This window comes from Bacillus amyloliquefaciens DSM 7 = ATCC 23350 (genome assembly GCF_000196735.1).
Lineage (GTDB): Bacteria > Bacillota > Bacilli > Bacillales > Bacillaceae > Bacillus > Bacillus amyloliquefaciens.
In genome coordinates this window covers 941,930-967,303 of record NC_014551.1, presented here as the reverse complement: position 1 = coordinate 967,303, position 25,374 = coordinate 941,930, and the positions used below count along the sequence as shown (strand labels likewise).

The window sequence follows — 25,374 nt, the reverse complement described above, 5'->3', positions numbered from 1 at the left end:
TTGAGAACGGAGTGAAATTCGAATGAACGAAGTCCAACCGATTAGAGAAAAACGCCAAATAAACGCAATAAAAAAGGCCCTTCGCGGGCGTGATCTGCTTTTATTTACGCTCGGCATTAATTCCGGCCTACGTATTTCCGATATACTCGCACTCAAAGTCGGTGATGTGCGCGGAAAGGACTTCGTTGCGATTACGGAAGGGAAAACGAAGAAGTCAAAACGTTTCTTCTTCAATGCCGCAATCAAGAAAGCCGTTGCCGACCTGATTCCGACTGAAGCAAACGATGACGACTGGCTTTTCCCTTCTCGTAAAGGTTCGAAGGCCATTACCCGCGTCCGTGCATATGGCATCCTTAACGAAGCTGTTGAACGCGCCGGCCTCTCGGAGAAGCTCGGTACAATCGGCTGCCATTCTTTGCGAAAGACTTTCGGATACCATGCGTACAAGAACGGCACAGATCTTACGTTACTTCAATCGATTTTCAACCATTCGAAGCAGTCGGTCACACTGCGATATATCGGAATCAATCAGGACCGCATCGACGAAGTATACGCGAATGTTAATCTATAAGACGACGGGCGCCCCAACGTTTGAGCCGCAGCCAACGTAGGTGTGCTCGTCTTTTTTCGTATATGCCGACTGCAGCTCCGACTTCTTCCTGCCGCTTCCGTATTTCTGCGCCATATCGCAGCAAACACATCGACTTGCAGTCGCATACTTCGAAATGGCGTGAACAATTGGACGGGGCGCAGTGGGATTCCATTTTCTTATTCGTCATAGCTTCGTCCGCCACCGTGTTTCGCCTGCTCCTCGCGCAATTCAGCCAGCGCCTGCGTCGCCGCCTTTGCTTCGCGTTGAAGCGCTTTGAGGCCAGTTATAGCTTCGGATACCTCTACGCTTACTTTTACGCTAACGTCGCCCGTTGCGTAGATATTTCCAGTTTGAGATTCTAGGCTGAATTTTGGAGTTTGATACCCGTCTGATAAGGAGTAGCCTGTTTTGTTTGTAGCTACCCCCGCCATTACTGAATTTCTTGTTGATTCGCGTTTGTCCGCCATTCACACCGTCTCCTTTTCGTTTAGTTGATTTCGAGGATCAATTCGTATCTGATCGCGTCGATGACTTCCGCAATTTCGTCACGTACCAAATGCCCGGAAGTCTGCAGCGCGATCAAACGATCTAAGTATACGAGTAATTCTTCTGTCTTCGTCATCCTAATCGTCTCCTTTTTCGTTTCTTTTGCCTGCGAAACGCAAGCACAAAAAGACCTCCGCCGTAGGGTGCGGAAGCCTCGTTCTGATTGCGTATGTTGGCTTTTAGCAAGTTGCGATAACTTGACACGCCGCCTTGGCTATTCGTTTATTATGCGGGCGAGGATTTGCACCTCGCATACTGGTTATCCCGGGCCGTGTGTGCTTCTATACCAGCAAAGTTAGGAGTCTTTCACTCTCTCGCTGCATCCGCGAATTGCGTCTACCTATTCCGCCACCGCATCCGTGATTTGCCCGTATATTAACGGACGTAGTAAATTTCCTCTCCCGACTCAGCCGCAACACCCGCTAATTCCGCAAGCTTTTGAAAAGCTACGTTATTGACTAACGGTCCTGCCTCGCATTCATATCCACAATCTTTAAGCTGCTCGACGATTTCTTTTAACGTATTAAATTCCGCCATTCGATTCGTTCACCCTTTCGTAAGTCTTTTCGAAAATGTCCGGCTTGCACGGGTAAAGTTCGCCCGCAATGCCGCGAATAATGTAATCGCCAACTTGCGCAACCATTACGCCTTCTAACGTCGGTATATACATTACGACCGGCTTTTGTCGATAGTCTACCCGAATTAACCTATCGTGGGATAACTCCGCTATAGCCGATATAGATTCCGTCGTATCCTCGAATTTTACCGCTTCTATTTCAACCGGCTTTTTACGATATTTCGCCACCCTTTCGTCCTCCCTTCGAAATCACACGAAATTAGCGCTTCTGACCACTACCCTATCGAATACTCTCCGGCCGGATTAAAACGGCTGTGGCGTGCTTATTTCGTGGAATAATTGTATTCTATTTCGTCTGCGTTGCAATCCTCGCAATAAAAGTGCGCAGCCATGTCGAAGTTTCCGAAAGCTACAACGTTCTTTGATCCGCAACACTTACATATGATTTCGAAATTTTCCAGCGGTAGCACCTCCGTTTAGTTGACGCCCCGAGTTCGAAAAATTGTGCGCAAGTTCCGGACAGCAGTTGCGCCGGTATTTTTGGGGGCGGTTGGGGGCCCGGCGTTTCCGCGATTCTTCGTTTGGGTCATCGTATATTAAATACATATTTATGAATAACGAATTTAACAGAAGTAAATTGAGTTACATTCGAATCAATAGACAAACGTTGATATGATAACGTTCGTCATCGTTTACTCATCGCAATTAAACGTACATTGTTTATGCATTCGAGAACCCGCGCCACGCCTGCACCCTGCCGCATGCCCTGTGCCGTATGCTATGTATAGGATCGTGCATATTGCGTTGGTCATTCGGTTTGACCCCGTGAGTTTCGGAAGGGCTCATCCTCCGGCATTGGCTCGTTGCTGCTCGCCTCATCACGCATCGCAACCGGACGCCTCTCCGCCGCCTTCCTTCCTATATAACTATACGTATGCCTATACGGTGTTACATATAGCGTATGTGTGCCAGCTGTACTCCGCCTGCCTATCGCTAGGTTATACGGTATGTTACGTCCTTCTATTACGTATAGACAGCTAAGGCGCTATTTTATCGTATATTATCGTTGTCATGCCGTTATATATTTCGTTAGATTAACGCTATATTAACGGATGTCTTCCGCTTGTACTTAAACATAGCGCTAATTCCGGTCACTTCGTTCCCTACATACGCGCAGATATTAATAGATATATTGATTGCGTTAACCCCGGACGAAGGCGAAGCCGTAGTTCCGGAGGCTTGTGACTCACAAGACTAAGAAGTGATTGGCGGACTAAAACGGCTGTATCCCTTACGGCTCTAAGCGCGAACCCACTTTTCGGTTGTGCGAATAAAGTCGTGTTTTTGCCCGATTTGTGCGAATAAAGTCGTGTTCATTATCATTTAGGCTATCGTAATTGAGAATCGCGTGCATAAAAAAAGACGCCAACTAGCGTCTTAAAATCATTGAAACCTTTCTTTTTTATTTAGGAGTTCGTCGCGGATATCGTTATATTCTTTTCCCATCCGGATATAAGAGGCTATGATTTGCTCGACTTCAACGACTTTTTTGAGATCTTCGGTAGTCAATGAGTCTCGCAATGGTTCAGTTTTCTCAAGTTCATACGTTTCTCTAAGCCTAGTCGCATTACAGTCAAAAATCACTTTATATACAAGATTAGTGAAGTTTTTATATTCATGCCCTTTCATCGAAGGGCCTTCGTAAAAGGATTGTATCGAGTCTGTCAGTCGGCGTCTTTCTCTTTTGGATATCTCGCGTTCTACTGCCCATTCCCGAAGTTTTATGTCCGACCCTTCCTCAATATTTAAGAGGTAATTTCGAACAGATGCTGCGACTTCAGACTCAGTTAGAATCATTCCGAGCCTAAGTAATCCTCTTCTAGTTAACAAGTTTAAAGAGCTTGCACCCTTAAAGAGCGTTTCATCTTGAAACATGCTTTTGAATTCTTTCAATGCTTTTCCTTTTAAGATTCGTAGCTCACCGTACTGGTTAAACTCGGCTCGGTTCCTTGAAATTGCTGTTTTGATTGTGGCATATGGCACATTGTAATACTCTGCGGCCATTTCGAAGGTAACTTCTAAGGTGTCAGGAAGAGAAGGGACAACTTTAACTTTTTCTAATACATCATCACGGTATACATGCTCGTCTCTCATAGTTCTACTTTCGATAAGAACCATTTGATTACTATCGTTAACATTTGCTTCGAGTTGGGACATTTAACAACCTCCATATGGTTAAAATTTACTACACATTTTAATATTAAGACAATTCAGCATGTTAATCAATCAAAATAAAAAAGACGCCAACTATTTGTCAGCGCCTCCGTTTTCTTCGTCTACAAGATCGATCAGTTCACGTATGTCTTTTATATTCAACGCCGCCGCAATCCGGCTGAGATGGTCGAGCTGGATACGTTCTCTATGTCCGCGGACTAATTCACTTATTGTATTCGGACGGATTCCGGTTAGTTCAGCGAGTTCTCCCTGCGTCTTGCCCGAGCGCTTTAACGCCTCGCCTACCTTTATCTTTGCGATCATTTCCGCCACCTCCTACGCTTATTATAACGTAAAAACGATATTTTTATCAATAACGTATTGACGTTATAACGTTTATGCGATATAATTAAAGTAACGAAAGGAGGTGAACGGTAAATTGATTGACATCATCGTAAAGCTTTCAGCGCTCCTAGGCACTTGGTTAGCGATTTTAAAACTATCGCTAGAACTTCGCAAGATGCGCAAAGAGGCGAAAGCAAAAGAGCGACGGATTCCGACCAAGAAACACCGTCGCCGCACATAATCCAACGGGGGCGAAAGCCCCTGTCAATCAATTATACCACGTATGAAACGGATTAATACCACGGAAATTTTGCTAATTGTCGTCCTTGTCTCATGGATCGCGAGCATGAATTTCGCCAAGCTTTCCGCGCTCGATTATATCGGAATCGGATCGGCGATCGTGTTTTTTGTCCTTCTGCTCTTACGGCGGAAAGGCGGTGTGGAAAATGACGCTTGATATAAGACGCCTGTGGTCGGATACGCCGCCATTAACGGCGCAACAAAAAGCGCAGATCCTCGACCTATACCAACGACCGATGACGCTATTTCAGGACAGCGGGCGCGCGTATCAGATCGGTTTTAATACGGCGCTTACCTACTTCGGGTACTTAATCGAAAAGGAAACGGAGAGCCATAACGATGATTGAATACACTTGCCACGATTGTAATTACGCAAAGTTAGATATCGAAATCAAGCCGGACGCGTACTGCCCTACGTGTGGTACGCGGCTGGAAGTCGAGGAGGAAATCGTATGAAACGTTTAGTCAAATCGCTTGTAATCACCGCTACCTTATTAACCGGCACTATTGCGCTGGCTCCGCAAGCTGACGCGGCATGGTCGGGCTGGCAGACGGAGAAGTTCGGACACAAGGCGCGGGTATATACGGACGCAACCACGTACAGTAGTAGCGCAAGCACGGTCGACTGGAAAGCCGAGAAGAAAGGCGGCGCAACGCTGTACTACACGGCCGGCGTTTATAAAAAGCGCAGCGGCGGCGGGATGACTGAAACCGGCTTGTTACAACGCGGAAGCTTCAAGACATCAACGCCGCTGAAGTCGTTTAGTGCGAAATCGATCCGCAGCAAGACCGGCAAAGGCACCTACGTTATCCAGATCGACTGCTATTCGGATTCAGGCAAGCGCAAATACGTCGGTACGTTTGAGTCAGCGAAATTCAACGTTAAATAATGAACGAACTGAGCCGTTTCAAGCTTTCGGATACCTATCGTACCTGAACGCGTCTGAAGCGGCTCTCTCGTTGTAATTTCGTGGTATAATCGTTCTATACAACGATGTAGGACACGGAGGTACAGCGAAAATGGAGGAAAAATACGAGACTAACGGCATTGATACGTCGATCACTTACGAATACAAGGAATTTCCGGACAAGCGCGCAGGACGATGCGACAACTGTGACTATACGCTGTTCAAAAGCTCGGTGAAGAGCGGAAAGTTTTTGCGCGAATGTAGAAGATGCGGAATGAAAAAGAATATATAAAAGAGGTGTATCGTTTGGACTTATTGCAAGAAATCATTCAATTACGAGAAAGAGAGCAATCGGTTAACAAAACGGCGTATGAGCAAGACGGCGGAAGAAATCCAGGAGCAATTATCACATATAAACCTATTGGAGATTCGAGACACCGTTTTCTAGGAATCAATCTTCACGGATGGAACATTTCCGTGGAAGAAGAAGAAGAAAAAAGTGTAACTGCGACTGGTGAGGTTATCGAAAGACGTAAGGTTATTGAGAGAAGAGAATTGACTGACGAGGATGTTGTCAATCTTATTAACAGCCACGATTTCACCCTACAAGAAATGAATAGATTATTAAATAGATTTAAAGCTTCCGGAATATTTAAAGAGAATTAATTAACCATAAATTACCAGTACCTAATCACTTCGTTCTAGCCGACTCTTACTATATCATTATAGTATTACGAAGCTGAAACGAGGTGATTTTTTGTTTATTTCGCCAATGCTATTAGAGTCCGCAAAAGACCCGTTCGACTCTGACGATTACATTACGGAAATCAAATTCGACGGTATCCGTCTGCTCGCGTCCAAAGATGACGGCCGAATACGCCTCTACACGCGCCACAACAACGAAGTCACCGCTAAATTCCCCGAACTCCACACGTTACAGATTCCGGACGGCACCGTTTTAGATGGCGAGCTTATTGTGCCCGGACCGACAGGCGCCGGAGACTTCGAGGCTATGATGGAGCGGTTTCAATCACGAAGAAGTTATCATCCGATAGTATTCTGCGTATTTGATATATTGCGTCTCGACGGCGTATCGGTTACGTCGAAACCGTTATATGAGCGGAAGGAATTATTAAGCGGCCTTGCCCTCGATCATCCAAACGTTAAGATTGTCGATAACGTTGCCGGCAATGGCCGCGCTGTTTTCGAATTAGCGAAAAGCTCCGGCATTGAAGGAGTCGTTATGAAGCGCGCTAATTCGTCCTACGAGGAAAATAAGCGGTCAGATCGATGGTTGAAGATCGTTAATTACGAGTATACGGACATTTGGATTACGGGTTATCGGAAAGAGGATAATGCGTTTGTTTTAGCGTATGAAGACGGTGCTTATGCGGGGCTGATGGAGTTTATGCCGCACGCTGAACGGCGGAGATTTCATTCGGAGCGGAAAGACGTAGGAGAAACGGATAAATACGTGAATATAGAGCCGATAAAATGCCGTGTGAAGCACCGATTTAAGACGCGCAAAGGACTGCTGCGGATACCTTCGTTTGATTCGTGGAAGAGCTGATGATATATTTAATGCATAAACACCGAAGGAGCTATACGAATGGACGAAAAACAATACGCTCGCATTGCGCTTACAAACGGGCAGATTGCGCGCTTTGAATTACCTACGAACCTAAACAGCCGAGACATGGCTATCTTAAAATCGCAGATCGAAGTTCTTGAATTACAAACGGAAGATGACGAAGAAAAGACGCCCGCATAAGGCGTCCTTTTTCGTTTTATGCTCCGCGTGATGCGCTTTCCGCTGGACCTGCGCCTCTGATAATGCTTTCTAACGGATTAGCTCCCGGTTTAATCTCTCCCATTCGTCTCACCTCCGATATAGTAAAATTATACCTTCTTAACGTTGAACAGCGCAATCAGCGTTTTGTCCGGCGTCTTTGATTGTCGATAGAATACGTTAGGATTAAACGTGTAGCGCTCCGGCTCGCTTCCGACCTTAATGCGCGCAACAACGTATTCGCCGTCGAATTTCATCTGCTTCAGGCGCCGGCCAAGCGTATCCGAAGTAACGCCAATCGCCGCCGCAAGTTCCTTCTTGTTGAACCAGCGGATGCGCTTCGGATTCTTTTCGAAAGGATTTGCGCACAGAGCATTTGTTTCGTAATGAATGAATGGCAGCATACGGTAGATCAGACCGATGTCAGTCGCCTTCACTTCGCTGTACACCCGTTTAATCTTCGCGCTGTAAAGCTTGACGACTTGCTGGCTACCGAAATTCCCTTTGAAATGATAGCGCTCATTTACGCTGTAGCGGCCGCCCTCTTCCCGGATAATATCGTGCTCGGTACAAGCGGAAAGGAAGTCGTAAAAGGTCCGGGGTTTTTTACCGAGCTGCAAAACGTCCACCATGTCCGCAGTGGTCATCGGCGTTTTGTTGCGGCTAGACTTGATAAGGACACCGTTGTAATCGACGTAGCATTGAAGCAGCATCAGGTAGCCGCACTGTGCCGTCGTAAGAGCGTCATAGACTTCGTGAATATTAGACATATTGGCGTTTGAGAAATCGCGCCGATCGGCCGTCTTTTCTTGTTGCTGTCGAAAGGCATCGTCTTGGTTTCGGTGCCGCAGCGTGTACATTTCCGACCAGTCTTCGCCTGTCTCCGTATTAATAACTCGTAATCTCTTCATTAAATCGTCTCCTTTTTCGCAAAATAAAAGAGCGCTGAACGGGCGCCCTCATAACGTATAGACAACTAACGCGATAAAATATAGGTATCAGTGATAAACTTTTTCGCCGGTAGCGATATTTACGGTGAACTGGCCGTCCGACCTTCCATTAACGAATGCCGAATAGCGTTTCCTGCGCTCTTCATTCCGTGCCTTGGCGCGCCTATCGAGTAATTTATTTTCGTAAGAAGAGCGTGGCCTGCGTATCGGTCGGCCTTTATAAGAGCCGGTTTGGTCGTATTCCTCTGCCAATTTATCCGAAGCTTCACGTTTGTATCTCTCGTCGAACTGGGTTTCGCTCATGATCGGGTACTCTTCCCGGGATACTTTATCGGCATGAGTGTCGGACAATTCTTCGTAAAGTACGAGATTAGCCATTCGCTCAAGCGCTGACTGCTCCGGATGCTCTCCGGTAGAATCGAAGTAAGCGTCCGACAAGGCCGTTATTGCCTCAATACGTTCCTGCCGCGTCATCTTGCCGGCCTTAGTGCGTGTGTACATTTCCGTAATCGTTTCGTGCAAAATCGCTTTATCCATTAATTCGTCCCCCTGTCGTGTATCCTTCGCCGTGGCCGGCCCAATAGTAATAAATGTCCGCAATCTTCTCCGCAGCACGATCGATGGTTTCAGATAACGTGTTTTGCGCAATACCTATCCGTTCGCCCGCCTCGGCTTGCGTTAGTTCGCCGAAGTAAACGAGCTCGATCGCCTGCCGCTGCCTATCCGTTAAGCCGGCGAGCTCGATCGCCTTGTGTATGTCGATTAGTACTTCCACGGCCGCATAGTCGCCACAGCGCTTCCGGCTGACGAACTTCTGGTAATCGGCGAGCAGCAACTTAACGCCTTCTGCGTTATCTAGCGCATATGCGTCGTGGAATTCGCGGTCCTTACGGTGTAGATCAATTTTTGTAACGCCCATCCCTTCGTCCCCTTTCGTTTGACTTTCGTCCCAAAAGCGAATATAATTTCCGTATAATGTATAATCGAGGTGAATTGCGTGGTTATTAACTGGATTTCAGCGCAAAGTAATGACGCTTACATAACGCTTGATAAACAACGAAGAATATACGTTTCGTCCGGCGCACGTAAAATCATCGGTCTGCCTGACAAAGCTCCGTTTTACTTGACGATTGGCTATGATGACGAAGCGAATCGGCTCGTTTGCGCAAAGCCTGAAACCGTAAAGGCTGATGCGGCTCCGTTCAAATTCGATAAGCGCTCGTATAATAAAGCCGCAAGCAAAGTAATTAAGGCGGCCGGCTTCAAAGACGAGGACCTTCCGCTACGTTTTCAGATGATTGGCGAAGAGGAGGCCGCGAAGCAGCCGTATATGGCGTACCCTTCCGGTGTTTATGCTTTCGATTTAAATCGTAGCTGATCCGCCAAGGCACATCCGATATACCACGCTACACGCGAAGCAATTCCGTTTCCTACGATCCGATACTGCGCCGATAAAGAAATATCGTCTGGCAGGATGTATGTGTCTGGCGCAGATTGGATTCGGAGACATTCACGGACGGTGAATCGTCGTGGTGCTTCGGTCGGATGGATCGGCTGTCCGCTGTTATGATGCGCCGGAATCGTATTAGACGGTTTATCTAGCGATTGCACGCGGTTAGCTTGGCCGTACGTGTATTCGCTTTTTGGCGTCCAATACTTTCCGCAATCTTGGCGCTCAGGCTCAGGCAAATCCCCGATGACGTCCCGCAACACTCTCGTCTGATAATCGCCTTCTAACGGCTTCGGAAACTCGAAAGTGAATCCGAGGTCTTTTCGTATTCCGACGATGAACACGCGCTCTCGCTTCTGTGCTACTCCGTAGTCCCACGCGCTCATAACTCGCCAACTAATCTCGTAACCTATTTCGTTAAACTTCTCGATAAACGCGTCGAATGTAGGACGGTGGCGTTTCGTTATCAATCCCTTAACGTTTTCAAACACGAAGGCTTTCGGCTGCTTTCGTTCAATGATTTCGAGATACCGCCATACGAGTTTACCGCGTTCCCCGTCTGCTCCGGCACCCTTACCCGCAACCGAGAAGTCTTGGCATGGCGGCCCTCCGAATATAACGTCGGTATCCGGCAAGCTGTCGATATCTACTGCGCTAATATCCGCCTGTTCAACGTAATCGCCGAAATTGTGACGGTATGCTTTAACGGCATTCTTATCGAAGTCCAGCGCCTTCACAATATTGTAGCCGGCCGCTTTAAAGCCGATTGCACCGAGTCCGCCTCCGCAGAATAGTTCGAGCACATTCATTCCGTTCGTCGGCTGTTGTGGCGTTAAATTAAAGTCGCCCATATATTCGCTCCTCTCGATCGATTCAGTTGGATGTAGATGGCACGTAGCTTTCGCTATTACCGAAGCCGTGACCGTTAAAGCCGGCTCATCCCAGGACATCTTGCGAAGATAGGCCGTTTTCCCACCTCCGCTGTAAAACGACCCTTTCATAAACGCTTTTTGTTCGTCTTCAGGTAGGCTACGCCAGTTTCCGCCGTCCGGGATTTTGTGTGCATAGGGTTTCTCATCATTTCGCACTCCGTATCCGTAATGATTCGGAATCATCTTCACCTAACGCCCACCTCCGCCATTAATTCGTCCAGTTTCGCATAGAGCTTCTCGTACGTACCATCGTTAACAATTTCGTAATCAACTTCGAAAGTTTGCAGCGCTTTTTCAGTCGGATGATCGAGCGCTGCTAAATCGAAATCGTCGCTGGCCTTTTGTGCGCGTTCGATCCGTAATTCCTCCGGCGCTGTGATGCGGACGATAGTAAATCCTTCGGCGCGCAGCCGGTCATATTCGTTCTGCTGCCGAACGTCTTCGATCAGTACGCGATTCTTCAGGGACGGTGCTAATCCGCAATCACATTTGCGAGAAAAGAGCGCCGTATATGCGTCGACTTTCGCCATACATGCGTCTATCCAGACGTTCTCGCCGAGTATCTTCCGCACCGCCTGACCGAATTCTTGATAATACCCGCGCGGCTTCGGCTTTTCAGGTACGGAAGGGAAAGCGCGATGAAAGGCGGCTTTGAGTTCGTCACTGAAGGCGAACGTTTGGAAATCGTAATACGTCGATAGATAGCCGGCGGCCTGCGACTTGCCTGCGCGTAACGGTGCGGTTAGGGCGAGCTTCATGGGCGCACACCAACATTATTAAATTCGAGGTCAATCGAACTGCCTATTCGAGAATCCGCCTCAATCTCCAAGCGTGAAATATTTTCGATCTTTTTTCCTCGCCGATAAACGTCGAACTCTCCTCGCCCTTCATGAATAACGAGTACAAACGGCGCGCTTTCGATAGTACTTTCGCTCTCAACCGGATTCTTCAACCGCGCTAGCTCTTCGCCGAGCGTCCGATTGTCTTTGTGGAGCGTGTCAATTTCGTCTCTATGGCGATCGACTGTCCGTTTTAAATACGCAACCTCCTGCGCTAAACTGGCGATAACGTCGATTGGATCGGCTGGCTGCGGTTCGTCTTCGGCGGCTTCTACTGGCACAAGAACGCGGTAATGATTGTGTGAAAAACCAACAATGACAGCGCCGCTAGGTTCTTCGTATTCAGCAACGTCAACCACTCCGGCGCCCACCGCGATGACCTCAGTGACAATTCCGTACGATTCTCCCGACTCGTTAACGTACATAACCTTCTCGCCCACTTCCGCCTTGCGATCGATCATTTCGTAGCGCTCGCCGTCAATATGAACGATGTCGGTCGGATCGAGTACGTGATATTCAAAATCGAAGATATCTCGATGACATGCCGTCTGTATGCCCCTACTGCAACCGAGTAAACTTTCCACCTCAAATCTATATCCGTTATGATACGGCTCTTCACATTGAACGTCTGCGTTTACGATGACGATCTTCTCGCCGACCTCCGCTTTACGATCGACCTCAACGTATTCTCGCTTGATGCCGCCAAGTGTTTCGTCAGCCAGTACGTGGATTTTTGCGTTTGCGTTTACGATATCCTTCGCCATATTATCGATATTCCTCCTTAATATTCGATCATATTCTGATTTAGCTCTTTCCGCCTCATCACTGAACCAATCCACCCGATCGCCCTCCATAAATGACGTCATTTCTAACGTTAATTAAAGCCGCCTTACAACACTTCGTTTTATAACTTTGCGGACTGATTCCCACTCTCTTTGTCTCGGTAAAGCTTTCATTTCCGCACTCCACGCATTCGAAACGAACGATAGGTCCGAAGTATTCTAGAGTATCTGTAGGGCTGACGTTATGCTTTCGCAACTCATTCTCAAACGTAGGATATCCATCCCGATACGGCTTCTCTAGCTCGAAAAGAGCGTAATGTATCAGTTCGTGCTTCAGAGTATCAATAGCGGCCTCTTTACCCCCATAATCTAGTAAGATACCACTAAGCTCTATACAATCAGACTCCCTGCCTCTATGAATAAACTGACCTAACGTTCTTTTAAGCCTATTGTTTCTTCGTACAGGGATTCGCAGATCTATTCCGTAGTTTACTGAGAGAAATCGGCGAGCTTCTTCCGTCATTTCCTCGATAGTTACTACCACTACACGGACTCCCTCCCGTTAATTTATTACGCGAACCTGTACCGACTGCCGCCCGAACTGTATTGCATCGGCTTCATTCGCAACTAACACGTCAATCTTGGCGCCCTTAATCGCGCCTCCAACATCTTGCGCCACCGCCTGAAACGTTGTTCCGTCTGGCTGCCGCACCTCAACCGCCGAGCCTAACGCAATAACTGACGGATCTGCCGCTATAATGCGCTTGCCTGCGTGATAGATCGTACGGCTAACGTCTATGCCGGTCGCTGTGGTTCCGCTGCAACCTTCCGCGCAATAAGCCGTATACGCAGACGCCTCGAACGTTTGCCAGCCGGAAGGCTCTGCGTGCTTATGCGGCGATTTTACGTGCTTTTCGTTAGACTGCGCCTTGACTTCGTCTTTTACGGAAGCAAGTTCGGATTGGAGCGTCTTTATCTTCGCATCCTTGGCCGCCAGTTCAGCGTCCTTGCCATCGATAACGGCTTCCGCCTTTTGCAGCGCGGATTCTTCCTCGGTGATTCGCGGTGGGTCTGGCGGTGGTGGCTCCGGTGGCTTGGCGGTCGGGTTCGTAAGTAATTGCGTTGACATCGCTAGATTCGTTAGTATACCGATGCTTACACCTCCGTTCTTGTTAACTCGTCAATGCTAATCGGAAATTTCGGTTTAACTAACGAGTAAACCGCTTTCGCGTATTCTTGGATTTCGACTTGACTATCGTGTGCCAGACGTTGGTTCAAGAAATGCGTAACCGACTGAAGCGACGCCGTCCAGTAATAGCGTACATACATTCCGTAAGCCGGAAGGAATAAACGCGCTTGTTCTGCGCAAATTCCGCGCGATATCGCATCATTATAAAGCCATTCGCCCTTCTCTACGAAATCCATTAACTCCTCAGTAAAATCTGCGCCCTCATCAATGTCGATCGTACTCCCGCTACCTTGCTTCGAATTCTCCGGCGCTGACCGCCATTCGTCTGCTTGCGGAATATAGAACATTGGCTCTTCGGTAACATAACGCCGGCTCGATTCGTTCCATGCGTCCATCGTGTGGTCGGAGCCTACGATGTACTTCCAGTGCTGCCGCGCAACCATTAACGGCGCGTATACTTCGAACTGAAGCGTGGCATGTCGGAAAGGAGACGTATGGCCTTCTCGCGCAAGAAACTTAATAAGCCGGATGTCCTTTTCGTCTAGCTCGGTCGATTCCTTGTCGTAGGAAACGCGGGCTGAGTTAACGACAGAAAGGTCGGAGCCCATTACGTTTGTTAATCGGACATAGCCGTTGTCTAGTACGTTAATCTTTTCGTTCATCGTTCGTCCTCCAATCGTTTTAACGCTTCACCTTTTTCGCAAATAGTTTCGTTAATCAATAATCTACGAGCTTTCTCTTTCGTAGTTATGCGGAATGTACAATCGTCTTTCCCGTACATCTCGCAGTAAACAACGTAATCGCGGAATAGGTCGTTCATGTACTCGATGTCACCACATCCGTACAGCTTACCGTTTAGAAAACACGCATATATTTGCGTCATCTAAGCGTCTTCCTTCGCCAGTCTCTCTAGCACGCCGCCGTTTCTTTCGTTAGCTTTTTCGCTCAATTGCGTATGTGCGAGTAGCTGTACGTTCATTTTGGTTTCCGCCATTATATCCGCTCCTTCCCCGTCGGTTCTCCGAAATATTCCGGATGTGGACTGCCGACTCCACTACTCCCGAAGCCGCCCGCACCACGATCGCTATCGCCGAGAGCCTCGACCTCCGTAAACACCGCCCGTTCGACCGGCTTGATAACGGCTTGCGCGATACGATCGCCTTTGCGGATGAGATAAGTCTTTACGTTAAACATCCCGTCAGTTGGAACGAGGCCGCCGTCAATAGTGTCGAAGGACTCTCTAAACAATTCTGCGCCTGAACTATTTCGATACTCAGCAATATTATCGACAATCACTCCGACTTCTCCCGTATACCCGCAATCTACAGTACCGAGCTGCACACGTAGTTTAGTCTTTAACGTAATGCCGGATCGCGGCCGGATCTGCATTTCAAAACCTTCCGGAATCTCGAACGCCAAGCCCGTCGGCACACACGCGGTAGCGCCCGGTTCGATAATTACGTCGGCCGCCGCGACTAGATCGAAGCCCGCGTCCGTTGCGTGTGCGTAGGTTGGCGTTTGAGCGTCCGGCGATAAGCGTTTTATATTTACGTTCATTTCGTTTCCTCCTTCGTTAATATCGCAATCAAGGCGAACACGGCTACTATCGAAAACCACCGGAATCCTATCGTATGGATGTACGGCAGAACGAAAAGCAGTCCGGCGATGATCGTTGCCGTAGCGCTGATAAATCGTTTCATAGGCGATGACCTCCTCACTTATATAACGGGTAGGTAATCGCCACTTTTGCGACATCACAGGATAATTTCCTTTCGTATATAACTGCGCATTCCCTTTCGCCTTGGCACAGCGTCTTCATAAATAGATGCGTATCTATTCCGAAAAATGGACGCTTATTCGCCGAAATAAAAATCCGAATCTTTGAGCGCCTCGACCGTCGCCTTCTTATAGCCGTTGCCTTTTTGCGAGAAGAAGTCGTGCGATTTCGTCTTCGTATTCAGTCCGTTCATGACGATAGGATTCGGCCTTTCCTCTTCGAAATACGGATCGAAGCCGAGGTTTTGTAGCGCCTTATTCGCGTTGTAACGAAGGAATCGTTTTACATCGTGCGTTAAGCCGACCGCATCGTATAGGTCCTCGGTATATGCGACTTCATTATCGTACAGCTCCGTCAGTAGCTCGACGGCAAAGTCGCGCATCTCTAGTTGAACGTCCGGATCTTGCTTTCCGTAAATCTCTTGCGCCAATAAGCCGACGTACACGCCATGGATCGCTTCATCGCGAATAATAAGGTTAATGATCTCGCCGCTGCTCGTGAGCTTGCCTTGGCCGGCGAAATATAACGGATAATAAAAGCCGGAATAAAACAGGAAGCTTTCGAGGTAAACCGAAGCCACAAGCGCCTTATATAGCGAAATGGCATCGCCTTCTTTTATGTCGCGATATAAGCCGGTTATCAGAGCCGCCTTCCGTTGCAAATACGGATTCGTCTTAACCCATTCGAAAACTTCGTTAATTGTTTCGGTAGGCGCGAGCGTCATGAATATATTCGAATAGGACTTCGCATGGACTGCGTTTTCCATCATCGCCATGAAATTAAGGACGGCTTTGCGTTGGTGGCCGGCGATATGTTTCGCGATGATAGGCATTCCGGTGTTTCCCTGCTCCGTGTCTAATAGCGTCAGCCCGGCGAGGCCCCGCATGTAGGTCGTCTGCTCGGCCGGGCCCAACGCCTTCCACGAAAGGAGATCGCCATTTAGCGAAATCTCCTCCGGGAGCCAAAACTGCTTAACGTTCTGCGCGTAGAACATTTGCGTAAAGTCGTCTTCGTGGCGCGACCAGTCGGCCGCCGTATGGATTGCGTTTGCGTTCGTCAATTATTCGTCCTCCTTTTCTTTGTTTCGGATATATTCTTTTTGCCAATCGAGAAGCTGAAGACCTAAATACCGTTCAATAAAATCGACCATTTTCACTCGGATGACTCCCCTTTCGTTTAAACTACGCAACTCAAACACGAATCCTGTCCAGTGTCTTTTGTTCGCGCGTAGTACAGCGTTTTGATGCCGCGATGGTGTGCGTATAAGTCAATCCGGTTCAGATCGCGCGTCGTCATCGTATCTTTCAAGAACAGCGTAAACGAAATACCTTGGTCGACGTGCTGCTGAATCGTTGCGATCATATCGACGACTTTAAACATATCCATGTCGTACGCTTCCTTGTAGAAAAACCAATTCTGCGGTGATAACCCCGGCATAGGATAATACGTTTTCGAATTTCCGTACGTACGCTCCTCGATGCGCTCCATAATCGGCATGACTGACGCCGTAGCCGACTGCACGTACGAAATAGATCCCGTCGGTGCGATCGCAAGTCTATACGAATGATAGAGTCCGTGGAGCATAACGTTAACCTCCAAGCGAACCCAATCGATGCGCTTCGGAATTTCAACGCCTTCAAACAGCTTCGCGACCTTCTCCGTTTTAGGACGGAAGTCCTCTGCGATGTACTTATCGAAGTAGCTGCCGTCTGCATACGTTGATCCTTCGAATCCCTCGAACGTGCTTCCGGTTTCCTTCGCAAGCTCCATTGACCGCACCAGCGACCAATAATTGACGAGCGCAAAGAATACGTTAGCAAAGTCGCGCGCTTCCTCCGATTCATAAGCGATACCATTTTGCGCTAAATAGCCGTGCAGATTCATCGCGCCGAGTCCGATCGACCGCATCTCCCGGTTAGCTCGCGCAACAGCAGGCGCATTCTTGATATTCGAAGTTTCCGAGACTCGCGTTAGAGCATCAACGGACAGCTTAACGATCGTTTCGAAGTCTCCGTTTTTCATTACGTTCGCAACGTTGAGCGAGCCGAGGTTGCATGAAATATCGAGGCCGATTTCGTCTTCTTCGCCGTAGTCGGTGTATTCCGATACTTGCGACGCCTGAAGCACCTCCGAACACAGATTCGAAAACTTAACCTTCGACACGTGACCGTTCGCGTGCTCTGCGTTTACGTTGCCTTCGAACATGATATACGGATAGCCCGATTCAGAACGCAACACGGCGAGCTTTTCGAGTAGCTTACGAGCGTCGATCTTGTCTTTACGGACGGCCGGATTATCGACGAGCTGATCGTACATCTCTTCGATATCCATTTCGTCTAAGTGTTGGCCATACGCTTTGTAAACGGTGTGCGGATAGAAAACGTATGCCGGACGATTCTCGCGCGCCAGTTCGATGAATTTATCCGGGATGACAACGCCGATGGATAACGTTTTGACTCGGACGTCTTCATCTGCCGAGATTTTTTTGGTCAGTTACCCCTGTATTTCTACAAGGACTGGACTATATCTTCGTCTACGTGAGACGCCTTGCGCTTCAACCGGTGCTAATCTCCGGCTTACTATTAGTCTCTACACCTTCCGAGCACCTATAATAGTTTTCGAATCTTGGGTTGTTCACGCGACTTGTTATAGTCGTTCGGCTTATTCCTAACTGCCGGCTAGCCTCTGACATTGAGTAATAAAAAACACCGTCTATATAAATTCCTGCTTTATTACCGTTGTTCAAACGTAGCTTTAAGCGCTCATCATCTGATTTTTTCCGCCCCTTGTGCGCCTCTGACATTTTTAGTCTCGTTTCTTTCGTGTGCTTTCGCCCATCAAAGCGTTTAGTTATTTTACTGCGCATCTTCTCCATGTGCTCCGCGTTGTTATACCATGGATTGTTTTCTCCTGAATTTATTTCAGATAGTTTTTTCTTTACACCCTCGCTATGCGTTCGGCCAAACATGGGATTCTTATCACCTTCATAAGACATACCAAATGCATTGCAATATAAGTTGTATCTTAGAGATTCGTCGGACCTGTCTATCCAATATTGCTCTGCTTCAAACAATTCATGGCGATCAATTTCCTCGAAGCTCTGTAGTACTTCAAACTCAAAAGCTTTTTCTCCGAACGAATTATATTCCTCTTGCAGAGGGCGGTTGTGGTGTACGCCTCTTCTGAGTAAGTTAAAATGATCCCTCTTTCTTTTGTCAGAATCGGAACTACTTCCGATATAAACCTTTCCATTCTTTACGTTCGTGATTTTATAAACAGCCTTCACTTTTTTCACCTCCTTTAGTGCTCGGCTTGGCACGGGATTGCCACCACCTTTACGTGCTGAGGTTCCCCCGTTAGCCCTCTAATGAGGACACCGCTTTTGCATGCGTTCACAAGGTTTTCACTACCCAATCGCTTGGATAGGCGACTACCATTTAATCGAGAAAATCGTTAATGTCCGCATGGAATACGTTAAGGTACGCTGCGCCGGAGCCCTGCCGCTGACCCATCTGATCTGCGTAACGGAACGCATTATCGAGCAGCTTCATAACGCCGACTACGCCCTTCGTCGCGTTCTCTACGTCTTTGATCGCCTCGCCTTTCGCACGCAGCTTCGATAAATTAAGCGACACGCCGCCGCCAAGCTTCGAAAGCTGCATCGAAATATCAATTGCGCGACTGATATCGTTCAGAGAGTCGCCCACTTCGAGCAGGAAACACGAAACTAATTCGCCCCGACGCTTCCGGCCCGCATTCAAGAACGTCGGGGTTGACGGCTGGTATTCTTGCCGCATCATCAAATCTACGTACTCGATCGCCTTGGCTACGTCCCCTCCTCCGAAGAATAACGCGACAATAGAAACACGGTCTTCGTAGCGTTCGAGGATCTTTTTGCCATCGTTCGTCTTCAGCGCATAGTCGTTGTAGAATTTGAACGCACTCATAAACGATGGGAATCGGAATTTGTGCGCATAGGCCGCCTGATAGACCGCCTTGATTTCATCGAACGTATAGGCGTCGAGAAATTCGGTTTCGTAGTAATCGTTATCGCGTAGGTAGTCGAGCTTTTCGCGAAGGTCGTGGAAAAATACGGTGTTTTGATTTACGTAGTCGATAAAATAAGCGCGGACGGCTTCGATATCCTTTTCGAATTGGAACCGGCCGTCCTTCTGTATCATAATTTCGTTATTAAGTTCGATATAGCTTGCATGTTTATTCGTCAAGCGCATTCACCCTCTCGATAAATTGTCGTACATCTGCGTCCGTGCCCGCCAATTCAAAGCGTCCGACTATCGGCACGCCGTATTGTGCCGCGATTATATCCGCCGCCTTTGCGTAATTATCCGCCCATATACGATTACCCGACGCAGCCACGCCCGCAAGATAGTCGCTGTTATCCGCAAGGAAGTCCGAAACCGTGCCGGCAACCTGACCGAAGCCATACGTACCAGTCACGCATACGAACGGCTCGGCGAGCATCAGGCCCGGCTTAATTTCGACGGTTGCTAGGCCGGTCTTAGCGACAAATCTGCGGACGTTTCCGGTCAGCGAGTAATAGGCGATTAGCATACGCTCACCCCTTCCGTCTCTCAATTTCCGCCTCCAGCGCCACTATATTCGCAAGCCGACGATCTCTTTCGATCCGCAGTTCGATAAGCTGCCGTTCGTGACGACTAATCGCGTAATCATCTTCGGCAAGTCCTTCGCGATGTATCCGTAACATCTGCTGTAGTTGCGCGTCCGTCGCTGAGCCCATCATTCGGCCGTCTCCTCCGTTTCTCGATCGCGTTTATGCGCGCGGTAGGGTTCGACGATCAGCCACAGAATAAAACGGACGATTCCGTAAAGCCCGACGAGAAGCAGGCCGAATACGAGTGCAATCGCAAGGATCGCTTTTGCTACGGGAAACGCTAACGCCCATCTCATAAAGGTGCCGAACAGAAGGAACATTGCGCCTATAATCATCCACGAAAGCGTTTCGATTAATCTCCGCTTAAACATCCGATCACTTCCCTCCTATCGTGTCGAGGATTTCTTTGATCGCGTAGTATTCCGGATTGACTAGCGCCGTGATTCCGTCAGCTACCGATGCAATCCCTCCGAATACTGGTAAAACGATAAATACCAAGCAAAAGATGATTAGAACGAATAGGTCTACGCCATCCATCCCGTGAGTTTTCAGGCGCTTCTTTACGAATCTCACAGTATAGGCCGATAGCAGAATAGCTGCGGCGATCACTAAGGCACCTATGAGGACGTTAGCCACACCGTTAGCAATCGCTTGTTTAACGAGCACTCCATAAATATGTTCAGCCGCAACCCCGGGCTTTGCTGCCAGCTTATCAATATACTCTATCGCTTTACCCATTTATTCGCCCTCCTTCGGTTTATCTATTTCGCCCACATGAATTAGCCACGCAAGCCCGATCGCTGCCGCATCGCTCTCATCGAAATTAGCGAATTCTCCCGTATATCCGGTCATACGCCGTACCGCCGTCTTTACTGCGTCCTTTTCTGCGCTACCTGATCCGGCAACCAACGCCTTAACGCGTGTTGCTGAGATACCGAGCTGTGGCTGCTTTGCGTTCGGTGTCTTCCAATATTTATCGAATGTCAGTTCGAAGCGCGACGTCGCCCGTTCACACGCGTTCCATGCCGCCAGCACCGGATAGTTCGAGGTCGACGTTTTTCCTGCGAAGTCCTCCCGCACCACATAGTCGAAGCCATCTCGCGGATAGTTTTTGTCGAGAAACATCATCGCCCACCCTTCGATAACCTCCGCCCTGTGCGCATGCGATCGGCTAGAATTCGGCTTCACGTGTGACAGCGCTTTGATCGTAGGCTTTCGATTGCGTACCTCGATTACCGCGACGCCGGGGCAGGTCATCGACGTATCGAACGCGAGGCATCGGATAGGCTTGGCGCTAGTCATCGGAGCTCCTTTTCGTCATATTCATCGAAAGTTATTTTCGCGTGACACGCCTGCATTTTCCCGCCTTTAAAGTATTTACGCCACATATCGCCGTTATCTTCGCCTTCCCCTGTAAGCGTGATGAGCACGTCAGGGAATTGACGGGATACTTCTCGCACGTCTTCTTCGTGTCCGTACCATTTCATCTCGTAGGCCCATCCATTGAAAACCGCGGTCAAGCATCCGTTTTCGTCATGATTTTCGTTGACATATTCGCGAACTAATTCCGCATCCTTATCCATCTCGACTTCATATTGTGTAATGTAACCCATCAGACCGCCTCCCCTTTGCGTACTTTTTCGATAAACTCAAGCGCCCCGGCGTACTGCCTTTTCGTAGAATCAAAGACGTTTGACCGTTTGACTCGCGAAACCTTATCGCGGATGGCTTCCAGCTCGGCCGCCGTAAGTGATTGCGCTATGGCCGTTTTATATCCGTTGAATGCCCAGCCGTTAAGGTCGACCGCCATTGGCTTTCCGTCGTCAATCGAATTCTGAATTTCTACGAATCTATCGAGTAGCACATCGATGTCTTCGCGTCCGATTTCGAGGCCGAACGCCTGGATATCCGGCGACTTTTCGAATTCTCCTTCTTCGTACTCCCACGCCTTCTTAGACGCGTTTACGTAGAGGATTACGTATAAGTCGACGCCATACATTTCCGCATAAGCGACGCACTGCTTAACGTGCTTTTCGTCCGGCTTCTTCAGCGAATAGAAAGACGTACGGGCTGCGCTCGTTTGCTTCGACTTGATTTCGAGGCCCACGCGTAATACTTCGCCATCTTCGGTGACATAGCGCATGATGCCGTCGCACGTCCCGAAGAGATGAAACGTCTTGCCGCCGCGCTCGATCTTGTGGTTCAGCTTGGCGAAGTCCTCGAACATCGGCGTACCGTCCGGATTACGTTCGAAGCTGAACGGACAGGGCCGACCGACTTTCTTTTCGAAATGTTTTTCCATAAAGAGCAAATCGCGCTGAATCATATCACCGATTGCCGTTCCGATGCGGGTCCAGCGTCCCTGATACGGAGGCTTGCGAGTTACGTCCCGCGGATCGCCTAGCGCCTTATGATAAAGTTCACGCGGGCAGGCATTCGCAGATGACGGCGAGAAATACGGCTTCTTCGGAAATACTTTCGGAGCATCTGCGTACCATCGGTGGATCTGCGCGTCCAGTGCGTTATCCCACGTTTCCGGCAGCGAGTGCCATTCGTTTAGATATTCGATGAGTTCATCCGCAATCTGCTGCGCATAGCCGGTCGGTTCGGGCGTCGGCGCTAATTGGGCGCGCAGTGAGTTTGCGGCTGATCGTGCGTTTGCGTTCGTCAAACTGCCACCCACTTCGTTACTACGACTTCTCGTTTTTCTACCTCGGTAATTTCGGCCGGATCGCCGGCTCCGTAAATTGCGCTGTCATACGTCCAGTCAGTCCATTCAGATCCGGATCTGCCAATTTCTCCGCGATAATGTTTATTTCCATCGGTGAAAATAACGGTTTTTCTTTGGTGCTTGTGTCCGTGCTCCCACTCGCTTTCCTCTACGACTGTATAGGTCACATCGTCGATATCAATTCCGCCCTCAAACGCCATATCTTCCAGTTGTTCAATCGTCAATTTAACCAATTAAACCGCCTCCTTATTTTTAAACCATTCTTCTACGGGCACGCCTTCGCCCCATTTGCGCATGACTTCGATATCCGTACCGTTTGGCACAACGTCTCCCCAACGGTACGAGTTAAGCATGATATCGCGAATTTCTTGCGCTTCTTCCCACGTAAAATCTTCCGGAACTTCGAAAATGAGTTCGTCATGCACCGTTGACCACAGCGCCCATCCCGGTTTGTTAGCGCAATATTCGTGCGCTTTAATCATCGTGACTTTCGTTTGAATAGACGACGACCCTTGTACGCGAGCATTTGTCGCTTGACGCAAAGCGCGATTAATTCGTGAATTATGTTTCCTTGCGTCATCGTATTTCGGATCATTCCATTTTCCGTACGGAATGTTTTTGCGTGGGAGTTTAGCGTCTGGTAGCCGGCGTTTTCGCGCATTCAGATCAGCCCAAACGTATCCGTTTTTTCGCACAAATTCTTCGTTCTCTTTTAACCACGCCGACAGCTTCGGCATACTTCCGAACAACTCTTCCTTAAACTCGGTCGCCTCTTTTTTACCCACGCCTAACATATCCGCAAGAGAATAATCACTCATTCCGTACAGTGTAGCTAACCAAGCGACCTTCATCTTCTTTCGCTCTTTTGTATCGGAACCATCAGCGTTCTTATAAACTTCCTCGTGCGGTCGTTTGTAGAAGTTCGATGCCATCGTTGCGTATGGATCGCGTTCTTCTAAAAACGCATTAATCAGTACTGGTTCGCCTGATAAGTACGCCACACACCTGATTTCCTGCGCTTTAAAGTCGGCGCCTACTAGCAGCTTTCCGGGAGGAGGACCGAACATCGGACGTGCTTCCGGGGGCTGATTCTGCACGTTAAACCCTTGCTGCGTTTTATCCTCTTCGTCCTTTCCGGAGCTGAATCGGCCCGTCACGGTTCCCATCGGATTGAATCGCGAATGCCAACGCTCAGTTGTTGGGTTTTGCTTTGTCGGCAGCGTGTCGATATACGTACCGCTTAGCTTAACGATATTTTTATACTCGAGAAGTTTCGCTATTATTTCATAATCGTCTTTCAATGGCTTGAGCGTTTTCTTAGCGTCCATATTCGAAAGATCCTTGCCGATTGCCTTCGAAAGTGCGGGCCGCATCTGATGGGTCGAGTTTAGATTTATCGGTTCGTCTCCTTCATGGAACGGCGTCAACTCTGCGACTAATTCCTTACGCAACTCTTCCGCGCGCTTATGAAGCTTTTCTCCGTATTCTTTCGCAAAATCCAAGTCGAGAATATAGCCATTAGCTTCTAAGTCGACGATTACGTACAGTAACGGAATTTCAACGGTTTGATAATAGTCCAAAATCGTCGGTATTTTCGCCATGTGATAACGCTGAAATTCGTACAGCTTCCACGTTAATTCCGTATCCTTCGCGGCGTAAACTAGCGCTATGTCTAACGGAACTTCTTTAAATTGCGCATTCCTGCCGAACAAAGCATCGAAAGTGTCTGCCGGTGTTTTTAAATATTTAGGCGCTAAGTCTTTGAGCTTGAACGAACCGGCTCCACCTAATGCCCGGTCACTCTCGTTTTCGTTCAGAAGGTGCATCGCGGTCATCGTATCCCAAGCGACGCCTTTCAAATCGAATCCGTGCCGCCTAAGCATCGCAATATCGAATATCGCGTTGTGTAAAACCTTGCCGATTGATTCGTCGTTAAATACAGGCGCCAGACCTTCGAGTACATATGCGCGACTTAACTGCTCGCAATCAACGTGCTCCACCGGTATATAAACGTGCCAGTCAGCGTTTGGCAATGTTAGCGAAAGCCCAACGATTACGTCCGTATAAACATCTACGCCAGTCGTCTCGGTATCAACTGCGATAATTTCTTCGTTATTTAATGCATCGATCAGCGCCTGAAATCGTTCCTCAGTCGTAATTAATTCGTAATTATTCGGCGTATTCTCGACCATCTGCCGCAAGGTTTCTTCGCGCTGCGCCTCCTGAAGCGTCTTCCATAACCGGAGCGCCTCCGCCTTGCTGAACGCTTTAGGGTTGCCGGCCTTATTAACGCAGTCAGCCGGATCACGCGCCAGCTTGCCCGCATCCATGGCCGCCTTGACTTCCGTTACCCTTTTGCGATCGGCATCCGATAGCTTCATCGCGAATATCTTGCGCCAGCTTTCCTCAATCGGCTCGGCGGTTTTGGCTTTCGCCTTCCGCTTGGCCGTCGCCTCTACTGCGTCAGATTTCGGCGCCGCCGGCTTCAGCGCGTTCAAGTTTAACCGTAAGCCTTCCATCCGTCGTCCTCCTTCCTCGCGAAGTAATTGCGGGTTACTTTTCGATTGTATCTGCTACGGTCATAATACCGAACGCAATGACAGCGATAGCCGCGATAGGCAACGTTGCCCAAGGCGATTCATTTGCGCCATGACCCGCTGAGAATGCGACTGATATCCCGAGCGCATAAGATAGCGCGCGTTCTTTTTTCCGATTCATAAATCGACCGCCCCCGTCCATCTTCGTTTATATTCCGCTTCGTTCTCCGCATACCACTCCGACCAGCAAGACGTCCCGCACGCATAAACCTCGAAGAGCGAA

38 protein-coding genes and 2 pseudogenes are annotated in these 25,374 nt (G+C 48.6%); 9 read left to right on the top strand and 31 right to left on the bottom strand.

The window, feature by feature from the left end; genetic code table 11:
• Nucleotides 1–22 precede the first annotated feature (22 nt).
• On the top strand, nt 23–571 hold the full coding sequence (locus BAMF_RS25310) for a site-specific integrase (RefSeq protein ID WP_013351558.1): 549 nt from the start codon (nt 23–25) through the stop codon (nt 569–571).
• A gap of 197 nt (nt 572–768) precedes the next feature.
• On the opposite strand, the gene BAMF_RS25305 is transcribed toward BAMF_RS25310, so the two are convergent.
• The 6 genes from BAMF_RS25305 to BAMF_RS25290 all read right to left on the bottom strand — a co-directional run bounded on the left by BAMF_RS25305 (nt 769) and on the right by BAMF_RS25290 (nt 4,253).
• Nucleotides 769–1,059: a hypothetical protein gene (locus BAMF_RS25305; protein ID WP_013351557.1), complete on the bottom strand. Its 291-nt coding sequence runs from the start codon at nt 1,057–1,059 to the stop codon at nt 769–771.
• 20 nt (nt 1,060–1,079) lie between these two features.
• A complete protein-coding gene (locus BAMF_RS42005) occupies nt 1,080–1,214 on the bottom strand; it encodes a hypothetical protein (protein WP_257791814.1) in 135 nt (44 codons plus the stop codon).
• 299 nt (nt 1,215–1,513) lie between these two features.
• Entirely contained in the window at nt 1,514–1,675 is a 162-nt protein-coding gene (locus BAMF_RS41490) for a hypothetical protein (protein WP_013351556.1), read from the bottom strand.
• Complete coding sequence (locus tag BAMF_RS25300; protein ID WP_013351555.1) at nt 1,662–1,943, bottom strand: hypothetical protein; 282 nt, start codon at nt 1,941–1,943, stop codon at nt 1,662–1,664. The genes BAMF_RS41490 and BAMF_RS25300 overlap by 14 nt, the downstream gene beginning before the upstream one ends.
• 1,215 nt (nt 1,944–3,158) lie before the next feature.
• On the bottom strand, nt 3,159–3,932 hold the full coding sequence (locus tag BAMF_RS25295) for a hypothetical protein (RefSeq protein WP_013351554.1): 774 nt from the start codon (nt 3,930–3,932) through the stop codon (nt 3,159–3,161).
• Between the two features lie 90 nt (nt 3,933–4,022).
• Nucleotides 4,023–4,253: a helix-turn-helix domain-containing protein gene (locus tag BAMF_RS25290; protein ID WP_013351553.1), complete on the bottom strand. Its 231-nt coding sequence runs from the start codon at nt 4,251–4,253 to the stop codon at nt 4,023–4,025.
• Between the two features lie 115 nt (nt 4,254–4,368).
• On the opposite strand from BAMF_RS25290, the gene BAMF_RS41485 reads away from it, so the two are divergent.
• The 7 genes from BAMF_RS41485 (at nt 4,369) to BAMF_RS41185 (ending at nt 7,253) form a co-directional block, all read left to right on the top strand.
• Nucleotides 4,369–4,515, top strand: coding sequence for a hypothetical protein (locus BAMF_RS41485; protein ID WP_164848956.1), 147 nt, complete (start codon nt 4,369–4,371; stop codon nt 4,513–4,515).
• A 205-nt stretch (nt 4,516–4,720) separates the two neighbouring features.
• On the top strand, nt 4,721–4,921 hold the full coding sequence (locus BAMF_RS25285; RefSeq protein WP_013351551.1) for a hypothetical protein: 201 nt from the start codon (nt 4,721–4,723) through the stop codon (nt 4,919–4,921).
• Between the two features lie 105 nt (nt 4,922–5,026).
• A complete protein-coding gene (locus tag BAMF_RS25280) occupies nt 5,027–5,464 on the top strand; it encodes a hypothetical protein (RefSeq protein WP_013351550.1) in 438 nt (145 codons plus the stop codon).
• Nucleotides 5,465–5,594: 130 nt separating this feature from the next.
• Nucleotides 5,595–5,774, top strand: coding sequence for a hypothetical protein (locus BAMF_RS25275; RefSeq protein ID WP_013351549.1), 180 nt, complete (start codon nt 5,595–5,597; stop codon nt 5,772–5,774).
• Between the two features lie 14 nt (nt 5,775–5,788).
• Nucleotides 5,789–6,148, top strand: a complete 360-nt coding sequence (locus tag BAMF_RS25270) for a hypothetical protein (RefSeq protein WP_041481632.1) — start codon at nt 5,789–5,791, stop codon at nt 6,146–6,148.
• Between the two features lie 91 nt (nt 6,149–6,239).
• Nucleotides 6,240–7,052, top strand: a complete 813-nt coding sequence (locus tag BAMF_RS25265; protein ID WP_013351547.1) for an ATP-dependent DNA ligase — start codon at nt 6,240–6,242, stop codon at nt 7,050–7,052.
• 39 nt (nt 7,053–7,091) lie between these two features.
• Complete coding sequence (locus BAMF_RS41185; RefSeq protein WP_157862698.1) at nt 7,092–7,253, top strand: hypothetical protein; 162 nt, start codon at nt 7,092–7,094, stop codon at nt 7,251–7,253.
• 128 nt (nt 7,254–7,381) lie between these two features.
• Here the strand turns inward: BAMF_RS41185 and BAMF_RS25260 are convergent, their stop codons facing one another.
• The 3 genes from BAMF_RS25260 to BAMF_RS25250 form a co-directional block, all read right to left on the bottom strand.
• Nucleotides 7,382–8,182 carry a hypothetical protein gene (locus tag BAMF_RS25260; protein WP_013351546.1) on the bottom strand — a complete coding sequence of 267 codons (801 nt, stop codon included), beginning with the start codon at nt 8,180–8,182 and terminating at the stop codon, nt 7,382–7,384.
• Nucleotides 8,183–8,269: 87 nt separating this feature from the next.
• Entirely contained in the window at nt 8,270–8,758 is a 489-nt protein-coding gene (locus tag BAMF_RS25255; protein WP_041481631.1) for a hypothetical protein, read from the bottom strand.
• Nucleotides 8,751–9,140, bottom strand: coding sequence for a sigma factor-like helix-turn-helix DNA-binding protein (locus BAMF_RS25250; protein WP_013351544.1), 390 nt, complete (start codon nt 9,138–9,140; stop codon nt 8,751–8,753). The genes BAMF_RS25255 and BAMF_RS25250 overlap by 8 nt, the downstream gene beginning before the upstream one ends.
• A gap of 78 nt (nt 9,141–9,218) precedes the next feature.
• Between BAMF_RS25250 and BAMF_RS25245 the strand changes: the two genes are divergently transcribed.
• On the top strand, nt 9,219–9,599 hold the full coding sequence (locus BAMF_RS25245) for a hypothetical protein (RefSeq protein WP_041481629.1): 381 nt from the start codon (nt 9,219–9,221) through the stop codon (nt 9,597–9,599).
• Here the strand turns inward: BAMF_RS25245 and BAMF_RS40470 are convergent.
• From BAMF_RS40470 to BAMF_RS41175, 22 genes and pseudogenes are all read right to left on the bottom strand, one after another.
• The gene (locus BAMF_RS40470; protein WP_162145047.1) at nt 9,572–10,522 is read right to left on the bottom strand and encodes a DNA cytosine methyltransferase; all 951 of its coding nucleotides are present in this window, start codon (nt 10,520–10,522) and stop codon (nt 9,572–9,574) included. The genes BAMF_RS25245 and BAMF_RS40470 overlap by 28 nt on opposite strands.
• Before the next feature lie 266 nt (nt 10,523–10,788).
• Nucleotides 10,789–11,361, bottom strand: a complete 573-nt coding sequence (locus BAMF_RS25235) for a deoxynucleotide monophosphate kinase family protein (protein ID WP_013351541.1) — start codon at nt 11,359–11,361, stop codon at nt 10,789–10,791.
• On the bottom strand, nt 11,358–12,281 hold the full coding sequence (locus tag BAMF_RS25230; RefSeq protein ID WP_041481628.1) for a hypothetical protein: 924 nt from the start codon (nt 12,279–12,281) through the stop codon (nt 11,358–11,360). The genes BAMF_RS25235 and BAMF_RS25230 overlap by 4 nt, the downstream gene beginning before the upstream one ends.
• Nucleotides 12,265–12,747 carry a SprT-like domain-containing protein gene (locus BAMF_RS42185; protein WP_367650496.1) on the bottom strand — a complete coding sequence of 161 codons (483 nt, stop codon included), beginning with the start codon at nt 12,745–12,747 and terminating at the stop codon, nt 12,265–12,267. Before BAMF_RS42185 ends, BAMF_RS25230 begins: the two co-directional genes overlap by 17 nt.
• A gap of 39 nt (nt 12,748–12,786) precedes the next feature.
• Nucleotides 12,787–13,353 (bottom strand): 3D domain-containing protein, encoded by a 567-nt coding sequence (locus BAMF_RS25220; protein ID WP_013351539.1) that lies wholly within the window; start codon nt 13,351–13,353, stop codon nt 12,787–12,789.
• Nucleotides 13,354–13,379: 26 nt separating this feature from the next.
• On the bottom strand, nt 13,380–14,075 hold the full coding sequence (gene thyX / locus BAMF_RS25215; protein ID WP_013351538.1) for an FAD-dependent thymidylate synthase: 696 nt from the start codon (nt 14,073–14,075) through the stop codon (nt 13,380–13,382).
• Between the two features lie 331 nt (nt 14,076–14,406).
• Complete coding sequence (locus BAMF_RS25205) at nt 14,407–14,970, bottom strand: dUTP diphosphatase (protein ID WP_041481625.1); 564 nt, start codon at nt 14,968–14,970, stop codon at nt 14,407–14,409.
• The gene (locus tag BAMF_RS41180; RefSeq protein WP_157670119.1) at nt 14,967–15,113 is read right to left on the bottom strand and encodes a hypothetical protein; all 147 of its coding nucleotides are present in this window, start codon (nt 15,111–15,113) and stop codon (nt 14,967–14,969) included. The genes BAMF_RS25205 and BAMF_RS41180 overlap by 4 nt, the downstream gene beginning before the upstream one ends.
• 153 nt (nt 15,114–15,266) lie before the next feature.
• Nucleotides 15,267–16,184 (bottom strand): class 1b ribonucleoside-diphosphate reductase subunit beta, encoded by a 918-nt coding sequence (nrdF, locus tag BAMF_RS25200; protein WP_044051894.1) that lies wholly within the window; start codon nt 16,182–16,184, stop codon nt 15,267–15,269.
• A 182-nt stretch (nt 16,185–16,366) separates the two neighbouring features.
• A pseudogene (locus BAMF_RS25195) lies at nt 16,367–17,680 on the bottom strand (ribonucleoside-diphosphate reductase subunit alpha); the annotation flags it as partial.
• A 64-nt stretch (nt 17,681–17,744) separates the two neighbouring features.
• Nucleotides 17,745–18,476 (bottom strand): NUMOD3 domain-containing DNA-binding protein, encoded by a 732-nt coding sequence (locus tag BAMF_RS25190; RefSeq protein ID WP_013351534.1) that lies wholly within the window; start codon nt 18,474–18,476, stop codon nt 17,745–17,747.
• A 154-nt stretch (nt 18,477–18,630) separates the two neighbouring features.
• Nucleotides 18,631–19,422 (bottom strand): annotated as a pseudogene (locus BAMF_RS25185) (ribonucleotide reductase N-terminal alpha domain-containing protein); the annotation flags it as partial.
• The gene (nrdI, locus tag BAMF_RS25180; protein ID WP_013351532.1) at nt 19,406–19,762 is read right to left on the bottom strand and encodes a class Ib ribonucleoside-diphosphate reductase assembly flavoprotein NrdI; all 357 of its coding nucleotides are present in this window, start codon (nt 19,760–19,762) and stop codon (nt 19,406–19,408) included. The gene nrdI and the pseudogene BAMF_RS25185, both read right to left, overlap by 17 nt.
• A 4-nt stretch (nt 19,763–19,766) precedes the next feature.
• Entirely contained in the window at nt 19,767–19,916 is a 150-nt protein-coding gene (locus BAMF_RS25175) for a hypothetical protein (protein ID WP_232502500.1), read from the bottom strand.
• A 32-nt stretch (nt 19,917–19,948) separates the two neighbouring features.
• Nucleotides 19,949–20,194 (bottom strand): hypothetical protein, encoded by a 246-nt coding sequence (locus BAMF_RS25170; protein WP_013351531.1) that lies wholly within the window; start codon nt 20,192–20,194, stop codon nt 19,949–19,951.
• 4 nt (nt 20,195–20,198) lie between these two features.
• Nucleotides 20,199–20,561, bottom strand: coding sequence for a hypothetical protein (locus BAMF_RS25165; protein ID WP_013351530.1), 363 nt, complete (start codon nt 20,559–20,561; stop codon nt 20,199–20,201).
• Nucleotides 20,562–21,125, bottom strand: a complete 564-nt coding sequence (locus tag BAMF_RS25160; RefSeq protein ID WP_013351529.1) for a RuvC family protein — start codon at nt 21,123–21,125, stop codon at nt 20,562–20,564.
• On the bottom strand, nt 21,122–21,436 hold the full coding sequence (locus tag BAMF_RS25155; protein WP_013351528.1) for a hypothetical protein: 315 nt from the start codon (nt 21,434–21,436) through the stop codon (nt 21,122–21,124). The genes BAMF_RS25160 and BAMF_RS25155 overlap by 4 nt, the downstream gene beginning before the upstream one ends.
• Nucleotides 21,436–22,494 carry a hypothetical protein gene (locus tag BAMF_RS25150; protein ID WP_013351527.1) on the bottom strand — a complete coding sequence of 353 codons (1,059 nt, stop codon included), beginning with the start codon at nt 22,492–22,494 and terminating at the stop codon, nt 21,436–21,438. Before BAMF_RS25150 ends, BAMF_RS25155 begins: the two co-directional genes overlap by 1 nt.
• Entirely contained in the window at nt 22,491–22,787 is a 297-nt protein-coding gene (locus BAMF_RS25145; protein WP_013351526.1) for a hypothetical protein, read from the bottom strand. The genes BAMF_RS25150 and BAMF_RS25145 overlap by 4 nt, the downstream gene beginning before the upstream one ends.
• A complete protein-coding gene (locus tag BAMF_RS25140; RefSeq protein WP_013351525.1) occupies nt 22,788–25,073 on the bottom strand; it encodes a DNA polymerase in 2,286 nt (761 codons plus the stop codon).
• Between the two features lie 34 nt (nt 25,074–25,107).
• Nucleotides 25,108–25,272 carry a hypothetical protein gene (locus tag BAMF_RS41175; RefSeq protein ID WP_157862697.1) on the bottom strand — a complete coding sequence of 55 codons (165 nt, stop codon included), beginning with the start codon at nt 25,270–25,272 and terminating at the stop codon, nt 25,108–25,110.
• Nucleotides 25,273–25,374: the final 102 nt, after the last annotated feature.

Bases quoted from the DNA above. Each gene is read 5' to 3' on its own strand.
- BAMF_RS25155 (WP_013351528.1), bottom strand. From the start codon at position 21,436: ATGGGTTACATTACACAATATGAAGTCGAGATGGATAAGGATGCGGAA.
- BAMF_RS25220 (WP_013351539.1), bottom strand. From the start codon at position 13,353: ATGTCAACGCAATTACTTACGAACCCGACCGCCAAGCCACCGGAGCCA.
- BAMF_RS41185 (WP_157862698.1), top strand. From the start codon at position 7,092: ATGGACGAAAAACAATACGCTCGCATTGCGCTTACAAACGGGCAGATT.
- BAMF_RS25170 (WP_013351531.1), bottom strand. From the start codon at position 20,194: ATGTTTAAGCGGAGATTAATCGAAACGCTTTCGTGGATGATTATAGGC.
- BAMF_RS41175 (WP_157862697.1), bottom strand. From the start codon at position 25,272: ATGAATCGGAAAAAAGAACGCGCGCTATCTTATGCGCTCGGGATATCA.
- nrdI (WP_013351532.1), bottom strand. From the start codon at position 19,762: ATGCTAATCGCCTATTACTCGCTGACCGGAAACGTCCGCAGATTTGTC.
- BAMF_RS25290 (WP_013351553.1), bottom strand. From the start codon at position 4,253: ATGATCGCAAAGATAAAGGTAGGCGAGGCGTTAAAGCGCTCGGGCAAG.
- BAMF_RS25260 (WP_013351546.1), bottom strand. From the start codon at position 8,182: ATGAAGAGATTACGAGTTATTAATACGGAGACAGGCGAAGACTGGTCG.
- BAMF_RS25235 (WP_013351541.1), bottom strand. From the start codon at position 11,361: ATGAAGCTCGCCCTAACCGCACCGTTACGCGCAGGCAAGTCGCAGGCC.
- BAMF_RS25305 (WP_013351557.1), bottom strand. From the start codon at position 1,059: ATGGCGGACAAACGCGAATCAACAAGAAATTCAGTAATGGCGGGGGTA.
- BAMF_RS25165 (WP_013351530.1), bottom strand. From the start codon at position 20,561: ATGGGTAAAGCGATAGAGTATATTGATAAGCTGGCAGCAAAGCCCGGG.
- BAMF_RS41490 (WP_013351556.1), bottom strand. From the start codon at position 1,675: ATGGCGGAATTTAATACGTTAAAAGAAATCGTCGAGCAGCTTAAAGAT.
- BAMF_RS25255 (WP_041481631.1), bottom strand. From the start codon at position 8,758: ATGGATAAAGCGATTTTGCACGAAACGATTACGGAAATGTACACACGC.
- BAMF_RS25160 (WP_013351529.1), bottom strand. From the start codon at position 21,125: ATGACTAGCGCCAAGCCTATCCGATGCCTCGCGTTCGATACGTCGATG.
- BAMF_RS25310 (WP_013351558.1), top strand. From the start codon at position 23: ATGAACGAAGTCCAACCGATTAGAGAAAAACGCCAAATAAACGCAATA.
- BAMF_RS42185 (WP_367650496.1), bottom strand. From the start codon at position 12,747: ATGACGGAAGAAGCTCGCCGATTTCTCTCAGTAAACTACGGAATAGAT.
- BAMF_RS42005 (WP_257791814.1), bottom strand. From the start codon at position 1,214: ATGACGAAGACAGAAGAATTACTCGTATACTTAGATCGTTTGATCGCG.
- thyX (WP_013351538.1), bottom strand. From the start codon at position 14,075: ATGAACGAAAAGATTAACGTACTAGACAACGGCTATGTCCGATTAACA.
- nrdF (WP_044051894.1), bottom strand. From the start codon at position 16,184: ATGTTCTACGCGCAGAACGTTAAGCAGTTTTGGCTCCCGGAGGAGATT.
- BAMF_RS25285 (WP_013351551.1), top strand. From the start codon at position 4,721: ATGACGCTTGATATAAGACGCCTGTGGTCGGATACGCCGCCATTAACG.
- BAMF_RS25175 (WP_232502500.1), bottom strand. From the start codon at position 19,916: ATGTTACGGATACATCGCGAAGGACTTGCCGAAGATGATTACGCGATT.
- BAMF_RS25250 (WP_013351544.1), bottom strand. From the start codon at position 9,140: ATGGGCGTTACAAAAATTGATCTACACCGTAAGGACCGCGAATTCCAC.
- BAMF_RS25275 (WP_013351549.1), top strand. From the start codon at position 5,595: ATGGAGGAAAAATACGAGACTAACGGCATTGATACGTCGATCACTTAC.
- BAMF_RS25205 (WP_041481625.1), bottom strand. From the start codon at position 14,970: ATGAACGTAAATATAAAACGCTTATCGCCGGACGCTCAAACGCCAACC.
- BAMF_RS25140 (WP_013351525.1), bottom strand. From the start codon at position 25,073: ATGGAAGGCTTACGGTTAAACTTGAACGCGCTGAAGCCGGCGGCGCCG.
- BAMF_RS25295 (WP_013351554.1), bottom strand. From the start codon at position 3,932: ATGTCCCAACTCGAAGCAAATGTTAACGATAGTAATCAAATGGTTCTT.
- BAMF_RS25280 (WP_013351550.1), top strand. From the start codon at position 5,027: ATGAAACGTTTAGTCAAATCGCTTGTAATCACCGCTACCTTATTAACC.
- BAMF_RS40470 (WP_162145047.1), bottom strand. From the start codon at position 10,522: ATGGGCGACTTTAATTTAACGCCACAACAGCCGACGAACGGAATGAAT.
- BAMF_RS41180 (WP_157670119.1), bottom strand. From the start codon at position 15,113: ATGAAACGATTTATCAGCGCTACGGCAACGATCATCGCCGGACTGCTT.